The sequence below is a fragment of the Salmonella sp. SJTUF15570 genome, assembly GCF_043357055.1.
Taxonomy (GTDB): Bacteria; Pseudomonadota; Gammaproteobacteria; order Enterobacterales; family Enterobacteriaceae; genus Salmonella; species Salmonella enterica.
On record NZ_JBEUKJ010000004.1, the window covers coordinates 297,749 to 313,008 of the forward strand.

The window sequence follows — 15,260 nt, forward strand, 5'->3', positions numbered from 1 at the left end:
CCTTTCAGGCGGCGCGGATCAGCCAGCAGTTATGAATCTGACGGTTACGGGCAAAATCCGGGGAGAGCGTTTTTTGCGTAATTTCTTGTGCGGTAAGCCCCAGTTCCGCCAGCCCTTCCAGATCCATACGGAATCCGCGCTTATTATTTGAGAACATGATGGTGCCGCCTTTACGCAGCAGGCGTTTTAAATCTTTCATTAACGCGACATGATCGCGCTGAACATCAAACGACTCTTCCATACGTTTTGAGTTAGAGAACGTCGGCGGATCGATAAAGATCAAATCGAACTGTTCATTCGCCTCGCGCAGCCAGCCCAGGCAGTCGGCCTGAATCAGGCGATGCGCGCGGCCGCTCAGTCCGTTCAGACGCAAATTACGTTCGGCCCACTCCAGATAGGTACGGGACATATCCACCGTTGTGGTGCTGCGCGCGCCGCCCAGACCCGCATGTACGCTGGCGCTGCCGGTATAAGAAAAGAGGTTCAGGAAATCTTTGCCTTTGCTCATTTCTCCCAGCATTCTGCGGGCAATACGGTGATCGAGGAACAGACCGGTGTCGAGATAATCCGTCAGATTTACCCATAAGCGCGCATTATATTCGCTGACCTCAAGGAACTCGCCCTTCTCGCTCATTTTCTGATACTGGTTTTTTCCTTTTTGCCGTTCACGGGTTTTTAACACCAGTTTATTCGGCGGAATACCGAGCACTGACAAGGTTGCCGCAATAATATCGAACAGACGCTGCCGCGCTTTTTGCGCATCCACCGTTTTCGGCGGCGCATATTCCTGAATCACCGCCCAGTCGCCGTAACGGTCTACCGCCACGTTATATTCCGGCAGGTCGGCATCATACAAGCGATAGCATTCAATCCCTTCCTGGCGCGCCCATTTCTCCAGCTTTTTAAGATTTTTACGCAGGCGGTTAGCGTAATCTTCCGCCACCGTCGCCGGTTTACTGTCCGCCGTGGTTTCCGCAATATGATAGTTTTTCTGCACGCAGTCCAGCGGGCCATTCTTGGCTTTAAACTGTTTGTCGGCACGTAATTGCAGGCTGCCCAGCAAATCGGGCGAAGCGCTGAACAGCGACAGGTTCCAGCCGCCAAACTGATTTTTCATGGTACGGCCCAGCAGGCTGTGCAACGCAATCAGCGCCGGTTCGCTGTCCAGACGTTCGCCGTAAGGCGGGTTACTGATCACCGTACCATACGGGCCTTTCGGCAATGGATTACTCAGTTGCGCCACATCTTTCACTTCAAAGGTGATAAGCTCCCCGATACCGGCGCGACGGGCGTTGCTGCGCGCCCGCTCAATGACGCGCGCATCGCTGTCGGAACCGTAGAAATGAGAGGAATACTCCGCCAGCCCCTTACGCGCCCGGGTCTGCGCTTCGGCTTTCACTTCCTGCCAGATAGTTTCGTCATGCTGCGCCCAGCCGCTAAATCCCCAGTGACCACGGTGCAGTCCCGGCGCGCGATCGGTCGCCCACATCGCGGCCTCAATCAACAGTGTCCCCGAACCACACATAGGGTCGAGCAGCGGCGTACCTGGCTGCCAGCCGGAACGCATAACAATCGCTGCCGCCAGCGTCTCTTTAATTGGCGCCAGCCCGGTGCGATCGCGATAACCGCGCAGGTGCAGGCCATCACCACTGAGATCCAGCGCAATGCTGGCAGTTTCTTTATTCAGCCAGACGTTAATACGGAGGTCCGGCGATTCACGGTCCACATTTGGACGCGGAAGATTTTTCCGCGTAAACGCATCGACAATCGCGTCTTTAACTTTCATCGCGCCATACTGACTATTACGGATGGTGTCGTTCAGGCCGCTGAAATGCACCGCAAACGTCGCGCCAGGATTAAAAATCTCTGTCCAGTTTATCGCCTGAACGCCGAGGTAAAGATCGAGATCGCTGTAGACCTTGCACTCACCCATCGGCAGGATAATACGCGAGGCCAGGCGGCTCCACATCAGGCTCTGGTAAATAAGCCGCGTGTCGCCCTGAAAATGGACCCCACCCTGAACAACCTGACACCCTACGGCGCCCAGTTTTTCCAGTTCAGTTTTTAACAGCTCTTCCAGCCCGCGGGCCGTACTGGCAAACAGAGAATTCATATTGTCACTTTTACGCTAAGAAAATTGTTGCGCATTATAGCTAATCTCACGCCCATGTCATAAAGTTGAAGGCTTATTTTCATTTGAGGGACTGTACGGTGGCGACGTTATCACGGCTCTTTATTCATCCGGTCAAATCCATGCGCGGCATTGGTCTGACTCATGCGCTGGCAGATATCAGCGGCCTGGCTTTTGATCGCATCTTCATGGTGACCGAGCCTGACGGCACATTTATTACCGCCCGCCAGTTTCCACAAATGGTACGTTTTACCCCTTCTCCCTTACACGACGGCCTCCATTTGACCGCGCCAGACGGCAGTAGCGCGCTGGTTCGCTTTACGGATTTCACCCCGCAGGATGCGCCGACCGAGGTCTGGGGAAACCATTTTACCGCTCGCGTCGCCCCGACGGCGATTAATCAATGGTTGAGCGGCTTTTTCTCCCGCGATGTCCAGTTGCGCTGGGTTGGGCCGCAGTTGACGCGCCGGGTTAAACGGCATAACGCGGTGCCGCTGGGATTTGCCGATGGCTACCCGTATTTATTGACCAACGAAGCCTCGCTGCGCGATCTGCAACAGCGCTGTCCGGCAGGCGTACAAATGGAACAATTTCGCCCAAACTTAGTGGTTTCCGGCGTAACGGCCTGGGAGGAAGATAGCTGGAAAGTGCTTCGCATTGGCGATGTGATTTTTGACGTCGTGAAGCCCTGTAGCCGCTGTATTTTTACGACCGTCAGCCCTGAAAAGGGGCAAAAACATCCTTCCGGCGAACCGCTGGCGACACTGCAAGCTTTTCGTACCGCCCAGGACAATGGCGATGTGGATTTCGGTCAGAATCTGATTGCCCGCAATAGCGGCGTCGTTCGCGTCGGCGATGAAGTGGAGATTCTGGCGACAGCTCCGGCAAAAGCTTATGGCGCCACAACGGTCGACGACAGCGTTACGCCAGATAAACACCCGGACGCGAGTGTAACCATCGACTGGCAGGGGCAAACCTTCTGCGGGAATAATCAACAGGTACTACTGGAACAGTTGGAGAATCAGGGGATTCGTATTCCGTATTCTTGCCGGGCTGGTATCTGTGGTTGCTGCCGGATACGTTTGCTGGAAGGCGAAGTAAGTCCGCTGAAAAAATCGGCTATGGGTGACGATGGTACGATTCTGAGCTGTAGCTGCGTGCCTAAGACCGCGTTACGACTGGAAAATTAAACCGCTTGTTCAAGGCTGAAACTGTGACAGTGAACCTGCGGTTTCAGCCTGTCGTTCATAATTTTAATCGCATCGCCAAGCTGCATGGTTCGGCCTGCTATCACCACACCCGGCTGGGCCAGCAGACACAACGCGGCATTTTCTCCCGGCTCAACGACCAGCAAATTAACCTGTTCCGCCGTATCGCTTAACCAGACGCTTGCGGCATCACCCGTTCCTGGGGTCCACATTTCGCCATGCGCTACAAAATGCCAGCTTTTTGGCATCTGCGGTTTGAGATAGCGAATCGCCACCAGCGCATTCAACACCAACTCCGCGCGTTGCTCTTTGGTTAATTCGAAATCCCGGCATTTTTCTTCAAAGGAAAAATAGAGCGCGGCATCATCCACACAAAAACCGGTCGGGCAAAACGCGTCCGGCGTAAGCATTTTACGAGAGAAGCGCGAGCGAAAAAGCATACCATTGGCGAGATCGAGCATCATACGATCGTGCTCTTCATCATAATACCAGCGCCAGTTATCGTCAGGTTTAATTCGCATTACCTCTCTCCCGCTTTTAAGCAACTCGTAACAGCATTGTCCTTTTGCCGCTTCGTTTATTACCCCAATAATAAAAGCCTAAAATGTCTAAATAAGCAACAGTGGAGAAATATAAAACAACCAGCGCCGGAAATAAAGCCCTGGTTGTCTGATAAAGGCTAAAGTTTAGATGTGCGTTACGATTTCTTTAATCAATGGCGGGCCTTTAAAAATAAAGCCAGAATAAATTTGTACCAGCGTAGCTCCTGCCGCTATCTTCTCGCGCGCGGCGATAACTGAGTCAATGCCGCCGACGCCGATAATAGGCAATTGTCCCTTTAACTCCTGGGATAAACGGCGAATAATTTCTGTGCTTTTTAATTGTAATGGCCGGCCACTTAATCCCCCCGTTTGCTGGCAATTTTTCATTCCTTGTACCAGAGAACGATCGAGGGTGGTATTTGTCGCAATCACCCCATCAATATTATGACGAAGCAGGCTATCGGCAACCTGGATCAATTCTTCTTCACAAAGATCCGGCGCGATCTTTACTGCCACCGGCACATATTTATGGTGGATCGCCTGAAGATCGTTTTGCTTATTTTTAATGGCAGTTAACAGATCGTCCAGCGCATCGCCATACTGGAGCGTACGTAGCCCTGGCGTATTCGGCGAAGAAATATTAATGGCGATATAACCCGCATAAGCATAGACTTTTTCCATACAAATCAGGTAGTCATCTTTGCCATTTTCGACAGGCGTATCTTTATTTTTACCGATGTTAATTCCCAGAATACCATCAAAATGGGCTTTTTTAACATTCTCGACCAGGTTATCGACGCCCAGATTATTAAAGCCCATCCGATTGATCAGACCTTCAGCATCCACCAGACGAAAAAGACGCGGCTTATCGTTACCCGGCTGTGGGCGCGGCGTCACGGTGCCGATTTCCAGGGAGCCAAACCCCATCGCGCCTAACGCGTCGATGCACTCCCCGTCTTTATCCAGACCGGCAGCCAGCCCCAGTGGATTTTTAAAGGTAAGTCCCATGCAGGTAACCGGCTTTGTCGGTACTTTCTGGCGCACCAGCGCTTCCAGCGGCGTACCTGTAATGCGGCGTAATTGTTGAAATGTAAATTCATGAGCGCGCTCTGGATCGAGCTGGAAAAGGGCTTTACGAACGAAGGGATAGTACATGAACTCTCCTGGATTCCCGGTGTGCAAACCGGGGGCGTATTATGGGCGATAACAAGGCAAAAGGGAATTGACCTACGGCAATAAATAGCAATCGTTTTCCTTCATTCTCACTTCACGTTTCGCCAGGAAGCGTCATCGTCCGGCAAAAAAATGCCCGGCAGCGCTAACGCTTACCGGGCATGTCTTACCTCTTTATAACGGATACTGTCAGGCTAACGCTTTAGTTATCTTCTCGTACAGATCGCCGGAAAGATTCTCCAGTCCTTTTAACTGCTCCAGCGCCGCACGCATTTTCTCCTGACGCTTATCATCATAACGTTTCAGACGAATCAGCGGTTCAATGAGGCGAGATGCTACCTGCGGGTTACGGCTATTCAGATCGGTCAGCATCTCGACCAGGAACTGGTATCCGCTACCGTCTTGCGCATGGAACGCCGCCGGGTTGCTGCCAGCAAACGCGCCAATTAATGAACGGATGCGGTTCGGGTTGCTCATACTGAAAGAACGGTGTTTGAGCAGGCCGCGTACGGTTTCCAGTACATTTTCCGCCGGGCTCGTGGATTGCAGGATAAACCATTTATCCATCACCAGGCCGTCCTGATGCCACTTATCGTCATACTCCTGCATCAGCGTATCTCGGCACGGCAACTGCGCCGCCACAGCAGCAGACAGGGCCGCCAGCGCATCGGTCATATTATTGGCGTCGCGATACTGTTTGCTGACCAGCGTATTAGCCAGCTCCGTCTCGCCAAACGCCAGGAAGCGCAGGCAAGCATTGCGCAGCGTGCGCTTACCGATATCGCCGTGATCAACACGATACTCATCCAGATGATTGGCGTTATAGATAGCCAGGAACTCATCCGCCAGTTCTGCCGCCAGCGTACGCGTTAGCGCTTCACGAACTTGCGCAATGGCGATCGGGTCAATGACCTCAAACAGCTCCGCAATTTCATTGGCCGAAGGCAGCGTTAAAATTTCTGCGGCCAACGCCGGATCGATTTTCTCATCCAACAGTACTGCGCGGAACGCATCAGCGACATGCACCGGAAGCGATAGCGGTTGCCCCTGCTGATGACGCGCCACATTCAGTTTAATGTATGTGGCCAGCAGGCTTTGCGCCGCATCCCAACGGGAGAAATCATTGCGCGCATGGCGCATCAGGAACGTCAACTGCTGATCGCTCCATTTATATTCCAGTTTCACCGGCGCGGAAAACTCGCACAGCAAGGCCGGAACAGGCTGGAAGTAGACATTATCGAAGGTAAATGTCTGCTCCGCCTGCGTGACGTTCAGCACGGCGTTGACCGGATGACCACCTTTTTGCAACGGAATGACGTTGCCTTCGTTATCGTACAGTTCAATGGCGAATGGAATATGCAGCGGCTGCTTCTCCGCCTGATCCGCCGTCGCCGGAGTACGCTGGCTGATGGTCAACGTGTACTGCTCGGTTTCCGGATTATAATCATCTTTTACCGTTACAATCGGCGTGCCGGACTGACTGTACCAGCGGCGGAAATGGGACAAATCGACATTAGAAGCATCTTCCATCGCCTGTACGAAGTCATCACACGTCGCGGCGCTGCCGTCATGGCGCTCAAAATAAAGCTGTATCCCCTTCTGGAAATTTTCCTCACCCAGCAACGTGTGGATCATGCGAATGACTTCCGCACCCTTTTCATAAACGGTGAGGGTGTAGAAGTTATTCATTTCGATTACTTTATCCGGGCGGATAGGATGCGCCATCGGGCTGGCGTCTTCCGCGAATTGTAAACCGCGCATGGTACGCACGTTACTGATGCGGTTCACCGCGCGTGACCCCAAATCAGAGCTAAACTCCTGATCGCGGAACACGGTTAGCCCCTCTTTCAGGCTCAACTGGAACCAGTCGCGGCAGGTGACGCGGTTGCCGGTCCAGTTGTGGAAATACTCATGACCTATCACGCGCTCAATATCGAGATAATCTTTATCCGTCGCGGTATCGGTTCGCGCCAGCACGTATTTGGAGTTAAAGATATTGAGACCTTTATTCTCCATCGCGCCCATATTAAAGAAATCCACCGCGACAATCATATAGATGTCGAGGTCATATTCGAGCCCAAAACGCGTTTCATCCCATTTCATGGAATTTTTCAGCGAAGTCATTGCCCACGGCGCGCGATCCAGATTGCCACGGTCAACGTACAGTTCTAATGCGACTTCACGCCCGGAGCGGGTGGTAAAGGTATCGCGCAGCACGTCAAAATCACCGGCCACCAGCGCAAACAGATAACACGGTTTCGGGAACGGATCTTGCCACTGAACCCAGTGACGGCCATTCTCCAGTTCCCCCTGCGCAACACGGTTGCCATTGGAGAGCAGGAACGGATATTTGCTTTTATCGGCAATAATTTTGGTGGTAAATCGCGCCAGTACGTCCGGGCGGTCAAGATACCAGGTAATATGGCGGAAGCCCTCCGCTTCACACTGGGTACAGAGCGCATCGCCGGACTGGTACAATCCTTCCAGCGCCGTATTCGCCGCCGGACTTATCTCGTTGACAATGCGTAACGTAAAACGCTCTGGCAGGTCGCTGATGATAAGCGCGCCCTCTTCTTCCTTATATGCTGTCCACGGCGCATCGTTGACGTGGATAGATACCAGCGTTAAATCTTCCCCATCAAGGCGAAGAGGCGCATCAGGCGCGCTATGACGAACAGCCTGGCTTATTGCGGTGACCACGGTTTTTTCGGCATCGAGGTCAAAGGTCAAGTCAATATCAGTAATCTGGTAATCCGGCGCGCGATAGTCATGGCGGTATTTGGCTTGTGGCTGTTGTGTCATAAAAAACCTTTCGCATCTTTGTGTAGAGTGTCGACTCCAGTCTATTCCTGTTGCGCAAATCGCGCTACGCAGAATGTTCATCTTTTCAGGCACAAACGGCCTATTTGCTACATTTTTATAACATGGGGCACGAAATGCGCTCGACCCTAAAGACAGCTTATGGTGTGATCGGGGTTCAATAAATCGCTAAACAAGGTATACTCCAGCGGTTTTCTTAGTTGTTTATTGTACTAAACGCTCCCGTGAGAGGACGCAACAGCGCACCTATGACACAATTCGCTTCTCCTGTTCTGCACTCGTTGCTGGATACAGATGCTTATAAGTTGCATATGCAGCAAGCCGTTTTTCACCACTACTATGATGTGCAGGTAGCGGCTGAGTTTCGTTGCCGTGGCGACGACCTGCTGGGTATTTATGCCGATGCTATTCGCGAGCAGGTGGACGCGATGCAGCACCTGCGCCTCCAGGAGGACGAGTTCCAGTGGCTCTCCGGCCTGCCCTTTTTTAAACCGGATTATCTGAACTGGTTACGCGAGTTTCGCTATAACCCGGCTCAAGTCTGTGTCACCAACGATAACGGCAAGCTGAATATTCGCTTAACCGGCCCGTGGCGTGAAGTCATTATGTGGGAAGTGCCGCTGCTGGCCGTGATCAGTGAGCTGGTTCATCACTACCGCTCGCCAAACGCGGGTGTTGATCAGGCGCTCGACGCGCTGGAAAGTAAGCTGGTTAATTTCACTGCGTTAACCGCCAATCTCGATATGTCCCGCTTCCACCTGATGGACTTCGGCACCCGCCGCCGTTTCTCTCGTGAAGTGCAGCAGGCGATAGTTAAACGTCTCCAGCAGGAGTCATGGTTCGTCGGCACCAGCAACTATGATCTCGCGCGTCGCCTGGCGCTGACGCCGATGGGCACTCAGGCGCACGAATGGTTCCAGGCGCATCAACAAATCAGTCCGGACCTGGCGACCAGTCAGCGTGCCGCGTTGGCCGCCTGGCTTAACGAATATCCGGACCAGCTTGGTATCGCATTGACAGATTGCATTACAATGGATGCGTTTTTACGCGATTTCGGCATTGAATTCGCCAGCCGTTATCAGGGGTTACGCCACGACTCAGGAGACCCTGTCGCATGGGGCGAAAAGGCGATTGCCCATTATGAAAAGCTGGGGATTGATCCGCTGACAAAAACGCTGGTCTTTTCAGATAACCTTGATCTGCCAAAGGCGGTCGAGCTCTATCGCCATTTCGCCTCTCGCGTGCAGTTAAGCTTCGGCATCGGTACCCGCCTGACCTGCGATATCCCTCAGGTAAAACCGCTCAATATCGTGATTAAACTCGTGGAATGTAACGGAAAGCCGGTGGCTAAACTTTCCGACAGCCCCGGTAAAACGATCTGTCATGATAAAGCGTTTGTGCGCGCGCTGCGTAAAGCGTTCGATCTCCCGCAGGTGCGTAAAGCAAGTTAACCATGCCTGTGCGAAGCGCCCGGAAAGTGGGCGCTTTGTTACTCTTCTGACCATTTTACCTGTTCTGCCCGCGATGGTGACTATTCTTCCCCTTCACTCTTCGACATATTTACGTGCGTAATTTGCGTTGTTTTTTCAGAATGAGTGTCCCGCTGTGTACGCGTTCTGAATATATTGAATTCGCTAATAAATTCTTTACGCAGCAAGAACAGAGCAATTACGTTGGGGATAACCAGAAAACCGACAGCAATATCAGCCATTAACCAGATTACCGGGATTTCCATATTAACGGCAATCAGTGGCGGCAAAAAATATAGCCATTTAATAATTCGTTCTAGCTTGTCGCCAAAAATATAGTTTATCGAAGTGCGAAATTTAATATATGAACCAAGATAAGAAGTAAACAGAATCAACGCCACACCGAGACAGAGAAACTGAACAATAATCGGATGCCATGTTTCTTTTAAGGCGGCAAAGATAATCTGAATACCTTGATAACTGGCGTCTGTCCACATACCAGAAGCAAGTACAGCAAATGCGGTAAAGTTACAGGTAATCATTGAGACAAAAAATACTTCCACTGCCCCCCACATTCCCTGACGGAAAGCGTAATCCACGTTGGCAGTAGCATGTACTGTGGCCGAGGTACCCATGCCGGCTTCGTTAGTGAATATTCCGCGACTGGCTCCTTTACTGATGGCCATCATGATGGTTGACCCGACAAAGCCACCGGCTGCTGGCGCAGGGGCAAAGGCATAATAGAAAATACTTTTTATAACCTGTGGGATAGCCTCGATATTCAATACCACTACACCAGCGGCACCAATGAAATAGGCAATGGTGATCGGTGGAAGTGCAATCGTACAGAATTTACCAAGACTGGCGAGTCCTTTTAAAATAACCAACGCGCCTACGATGACAATAAATCCCCCGATGACGCTTGTTGGGATGTCAAACGTATAGTGAATGACCGCCGCCATCGTATTAGTTTGCACAAAACAGGCATCCGTAATAACCAGAATCATTAATGCAAACGCATATAATCCTGCCAGGGGATGCCATTTTTTATTGAGCCCTTTCTTAATATAATGCATTGGGCCGCCATAATATTCGCCATTCTCACCTTTACTTCGGTATTTCACCGCCAGCGTCACTTCAACCATTTTGGTCATCATACCCACGACCGCAATGATCCACATCCAGAAAATTGCCCCAGGTCCGCCAACCGCAATAGCCGCAGCAACACCTGCGATCGTTCCCGCGCCTAATGAGCCGGATAGCACAGTGGCAGCCACCTCTATTGATTTTAAGGATTTTTTAGACGCTGCCTCGCCAGTAGTGCTTTGTTTATTTTTTCCGGCAAGTGTACCAATTGTATTACGGTAAATTTCTTTTAAATTGATAATCTGGAAAAATTTGAGGCGTACTGTAAAATAAAAGCCAATGCCGATGACACACAAAAATAATGGGCCACCCCATAGAAATTCAAAGAGTTGTGAAAGTTGCTCTAACATAATGACCTCGGATTTAAATTAATTCGTTCAGTCTCAGAAATAATCTTTCCAGTTCAGCGTAATCCTGAATTTTGCCAACAACACTAAACTGGAAAGTCAGCGGGTAGGAGCATCCCTTACTCACTAAATGCCGTTTTAATGGTATATTGTTATGAAGTTTTGCTTCCTGCATTAGATTTATTATGCGTAAAAAAAACGCGTTTTTTACATGCTGCCTTTATTATCTAATTTTTTAGTCGTAATGTTTAAGCACTGCGTCCGTTCCAGACTATATCTTCATAAATATCTGGGGACGTATCGCCTTCGGTGCTAATAAGCAGAACATGAGCATTGGCATCAAGCTGTAAGCGATTAGCAAGATCCTGATAATGCATATTGTTCATCAACTCATAAAGTAACCCTACGCCAATAGCTCCGGACTCGCCGGAAATAAAAGGCGTATCAGTGCCTGGACGCGGCGCGGCAGAAATGCGCATACCCTTAGCCGCCAGACAATCATCAGCGGAAATAAAACAACTGGTGTTGTCCCGAATAATAGGCCAACTGATAATATTCGGCTCCCCACACGCAAGCCCGGCCATTATCGTCGCCATATCGCCAGTGACGCAGTGAGGTTGACCATCATTCATAACTGCGGATTGATAAAGACAGTTGGCCTGATGCGGCTCAACCACAATAATATTAGGGATATTTTCCTGCATTTTTTCAACAAAATAACCCATAACACTGCCAGCAAACGATCCCACCCCCGCTTGTAAAATAAGGTGGGTTGGCAACGGACTGTTTGTTTCTGCGAGCTGCTCATAAGCTTCAACCGCTAGTGTCATATAGCCTTGCATAATCCACGTTGGGATCTCTTCATACCCTGTCCAGGCTGTATCCTGCAAAAGCACCCAGCCTTTTGTTTGCGCCATTCTATGGGCCAGTCGCACTGCATCATCGTAGTTCAGATCGGTGATGGTGCATTCAGCTCCATGATGGCGAATATTCTCTGCCCGGATTAACGATGATCCTTTAGGCATATAAACGACGGCTTTTAGACCTAATTGCTCCGCCGCCCACGCCACACCACGGCCATGATTGCCATCCGTCGCGGTAACAAAAACACAATCCTTAATTTTTTCTTTAATCTCAGGAGTGTTAAGGGCAGCAAAACTTAACGAGTTAATATCACATTGCAATTTATCAGCGAGATATTTTCCTACAGCATAAGAGCCGCCCAGACCTTTAAAAGCATTCAGACCAAAACGCCAGGATTCATCTTTAATATGGATGGACCCTAGTCCAAGCCGCCGGCTTAGATGCGCCAGATTATGTAACGGCGTGACGGCATAATTGGGTAATTTTTTATGAAATGCTAACACCTCACGCCCAACGTTTCCGTTAAGCAAACTTAAGGCCGCTCCTGTACCATATTTTTTCCGACGTGTATTAAACTGGTATTTAATAAGTTCATGCATAATGATACCTTTTGTTAAAGTTTATTTATTGAAATAATATGTTTTTGGCAATTATTGAGTAGAAACAAGTAAAGAACTCGCGTTTTGTGGCTGTAGTAGTGGTTATCCTCACTTTAATAAACCGTACTGATAAAAGAGTCGCACAATATCTATTACGTCCTTTTCTTTATTCCACTGATTATGATAGTACTATGCTTATTGCTGTTAAATGGCGCGAAAATGCCCATCGTCGTGCAATTTTCACCTTTTTTTAACGACCTGGACGCGGCAAAATTGCGCACAGTGATAGTCATCACCTTAAAGAGGTTATTTGCGATATGAAGCTTGACGCCTGGGATAAAAACATTCTGACATTATTGCAGCGCGATAATCGTCTTTCTCAGCGGGAAATCGCCGAACAGGTCAATCTTTCACCTTCGGCAGTGAATCGTCGTATCGCGGCACTGGAGGAGGCGGGCATAATTAAAGGCAATGTCAGCCTTGTTGATGCTGGCAAAGTGGGACGCCCGGTCACGATTGTGGTGCAGGTGGTGATCGAAAACGAGCGATTCAATTTACTGGAAGAGGCTCGTCAACGGTTTGTCAGTTGCCCGCAGGTGCAGCAGGTCTACTACGTAACGGGCGATTTCGACTTTTTACTGGTGCTCAATGTTCGTGACATGGCGGAATATGAAGCGCTTACCCGTGAGCTTTTCTTTTCCTCAGGCAATATAAAGTCTTTTAAAACGATTGTCGTGATGCAAAACGCCAAGCAAGAGATGCGCGTCCTGATCGAGTAACGTGCGCAAAGCTTGCAAAACCAGCCTAAATTCTCAATGGTTCGCGAGCAGGTGCGAACTTTTTACAGGTTTCTTTCTGAAAACCTGCTTCCAGATGCGATTTCTGCTTGTCTGATTGCAGATGCCAGGTAACATAGGAATACCCCCATTTCGGGTGGACAAGTGTTTATTTTTTCCGACTATTAACTAGAGAGAATATTATGAGCGTTGTGCCTGTAGCCGACGTACTCCAGGGCCGCGTAGCCGTTGACCAAGAAGTCACCGTGCGCGGATGGGTGCGTACCCGCCGAGATTCAAAAGCTGGCATCTCCTTCCTCGCCGTTTATGACGGCTCCTGCTTTGATCCTGTACAGGCTGTCATTAATAATTCTCTGCCCAATTATAATGAAGAAGTATTACACCTGACGACAGGCTGCTCCGTGGTAGTAACAGGTAAGGTTGTCGCGTCGCCGGGACAGGGGCAAAGTTTCGAAATCCAGGCCACGAAAGTAGAGGTCGCAGGCTGGGTGGAAGATCCGGATACCTACCCGATGGCGGCAAAACGCCATAGCATTGAGTATCTGCGTGAAGTCGCGCATCTGCGCCCGCGCACCAACCTGATTGGCGCGGTAGCGCGCGTCCGCCATACTCTGGCGCAGGCGCTGCATCGCTTCTTCGATGAGCAGGGTTTCTTTTGGGTCTCTACCCCGCTGATTACCGCTTCCGATACCGAAGGCGCTGGCGAAATGTTCCGCGTCTCAACGTTGGATCTGGAAAACCTGCCGCGTAACGACCAGGGCAGAGTAGATTTTGACAAAGACTTTTTTGGCAAAGAATCATTCCTGACCGTCTCCGGCCAGCTCAACGGTGAAACGTATGCCTGTGCGCTGTCCAAAATCTATACTTTTGGGCCGACCTTCCGCGCGGAAAATTCCAACACCAGCCGCCACCTGGCGGAGTTCTGGATGCTGGAGCCGGAAGTGGCGTTCGCCGATCTGGAAGACAACGCCCGTCTGGCGGAAGCCATGCTGAAATATGTCTTCAAGGCGGTTCTGGAAGAGCGTGCGGATGACATGAAGTTCTTTGCCGAACGCGTGGATAAAGACGCTATCGCTCGTCTGGAGCGTTTTGTCTCCACCGACTTTGCTCAGGTGGATTACACCGATGCGGTCGCCATTCTGGAACGCTGTGGTAAGACATTTGAAAACCCGGTGTTCTGGGGCGTCGACCTCTCTTCCGAACACGAACGTTATCTGGCGGAAGAGCATTTCAAAGCGCCGGTAGTGGTGAAAAACTATCCGAAAGAAATTAAAGCGTTTTACATGCGCCTTAACGAAGATGGCAAAACCGTGGCGGCCATGGATGTGCTGGCGCCGGGAATCGGCGAAATCATCGGTGGTTCCCAGCGTGAAGAGCGTCTGGATGTGCTGGATGCCCGTATGGCCGAAATGGGGCTGAATAAAGAGGATTACTGGTGGTATCGCGACTTGCGTCGCTACGGTACTGTACCGCATTCCGGCTTTGGCCTGGGCTTTGAACGCCTTATCGCTTACGTCACGGGTGTGCAAAACGTGCGCGATGTTATTCCGTTCCCACGGACCCCACGCAACGCCAGCTTCTGATTTTTACGTCACACTCAAGGCCAGCTATGCTGGCCTTTTTTTTCGCCTGAACGTCAGTTTTATTATCAATAAGTAAATAAATTTAATTACAACCCTCTGAATTACCACATCTTGTTACTGTATATTTCACGAAAATATTTACACATAAAAATTAATCCTTAATTTTATTGCGGATTAGATTTTTCTGCTCTAATAGCACAATTTTTCACCACAATTTCGGACATCAAGACTTCTAAATGGCTATTTTTATGAAATAGCTCGTCTGCTGCTTTTTCAGGCACAACGGTGCTACAAGCCAATAATTACAATAAAATCATAGTGATAAAAGAAAAACGATCAAATCAAAGCGAGAACTCAGGGGAAGTTTGACGTTGTTCACAAAGTTCCGCGAAAATAACATTTGTTTACATATTTTTTCCTTTTGAAACCAAATCTTTATATTTGTAGCACTTTCACGGTAGCGAAACGTTAGTTTGAATGGAAAGATGCCTGTCAGACACATAAAGACACCAAACTCTCATCAATATTTCTGTAAAGTTTTATTGACGGAATTTATTGACGGCAGTGGCAGGTGTCATATA

General features: G+C 49.9%; 10 protein-coding genes. 4 read left to right on the forward strand and 6 right to left on the reverse strand.

Going from position 1 to position 15,260, the window contains the following annotated elements; genetic code table 11:
• Positions 1-4 precede the first annotated feature (4 nt).
• Positions 5-2,113 (reverse strand): bifunctional 23S rRNA (guanine(2069)-N(7))-methyltransferase RlmK/23S rRNA (guanine(2445)-N(2))-methyltransferase RlmL, encoded by a 2,109-nt coding sequence (rlmKL, locus tag ABVN44_RS10270; protein ID WP_001086485.1) that lies wholly within the window; start codon positions 2,111-2,113, stop codon positions 5-7.
• Between the two features lie 98 nt (positions 2,114-2,211).
• Between rlmKL and ABVN44_RS10275 the strand changes: the two genes are divergently transcribed.
• On the forward strand, positions 2,212-3,321 hold the full coding sequence (locus tag ABVN44_RS10275) for a YcbX family protein (RefSeq protein WP_045340691.1): 1,110 nt from the start codon (positions 2,212-2,214) through the stop codon (positions 3,319-3,321).
• On the opposite strand, the gene zapC is transcribed toward ABVN44_RS10275, so the two are convergent.
• From zapC to pepN, 3 genes are all read right to left on the reverse strand, one after another.
• Entirely contained in the window at positions 3,318-3,860 is a 543-nt protein-coding gene (zapC, locus tag ABVN44_RS10280; RefSeq protein ID WP_001220671.1) for a cell division protein ZapC, read from the reverse strand. The two genes, ABVN44_RS10275 and zapC, sit on opposite strands and share 4 nt — an antisense overlap.
• 165 nt (positions 3,861-4,025) lie before the next feature.
• Entirely contained in the window at positions 4,026-5,036 is a 1,011-nt protein-coding gene (pyrD, locus tag ABVN44_RS10285; RefSeq protein ID WP_000291723.1) for a quinone-dependent dihydroorotate dehydrogenase, read from the reverse strand.
• A 207-nt stretch (positions 5,037-5,243) separates the two neighbouring features.
• A complete protein-coding gene (gene pepN / locus ABVN44_RS10290) occupies positions 5,244-7,856 on the reverse strand; it encodes an aminopeptidase N (protein WP_048348814.1) in 2,613 nt (870 codons plus the stop codon).
• A gap of 266 nt (positions 7,857-8,122) precedes the next feature.
• On the opposite strand from pepN, the gene pncB reads away from it, so the two are divergent.
• Positions 8,123-9,325, forward strand: coding sequence for a nicotinate phosphoribosyltransferase (gene pncB, locus ABVN44_RS10295; RefSeq protein WP_023232662.1), 1,203 nt, complete (start codon positions 8,123-8,125; stop codon positions 9,323-9,325).
• 80 nt (positions 9,326-9,405) lie between these two features.
• On the opposite strand, the gene ABVN44_RS10300 is transcribed toward pncB, so the two are convergent.
• A complete protein-coding gene (locus ABVN44_RS10300) occupies positions 9,406-10,839 on the reverse strand; it encodes a sodium:alanine symporter family protein (protein WP_048348815.1) in 1,434 nt (477 codons plus the stop codon).
• Positions 10,840-11,084: 245 nt separating this feature from the next.
• Positions 11,085-12,299 carry a diaminopropionate ammonia-lyase gene (dpaL, locus tag ABVN44_RS10305; protein ID WP_000544858.1) on the reverse strand — a complete coding sequence of 405 codons (1,215 nt, stop codon included), beginning with the start codon at positions 12,297-12,299 and terminating at the stop codon, positions 11,085-11,087.
• Positions 12,300-12,616: 317 nt separating this feature from the next.
• On the opposite strand from dpaL, the gene ABVN44_RS10310 reads away from it, so the two are divergent.
• Together ABVN44_RS10310 and asnS are read left to right on the forward strand one after the other, a co-directional pair.
• Positions 12,617-13,078, forward strand: coding sequence for an Lrp/AsnC family transcriptional regulator (locus ABVN44_RS10310; RefSeq protein WP_023232659.1), 462 nt, complete (start codon positions 12,617-12,619; stop codon positions 13,076-13,078).
• Positions 13,079-13,278: 200 nt separating this feature from the next.
• A complete protein-coding gene (asnS, locus tag ABVN44_RS10315; protein WP_000117867.1) occupies positions 13,279-14,679 on the forward strand; it encodes an asparagine--tRNA ligase in 1,401 nt (466 codons plus the stop codon).
• Positions 14,680-15,260: the final 581 nt, after the last annotated feature.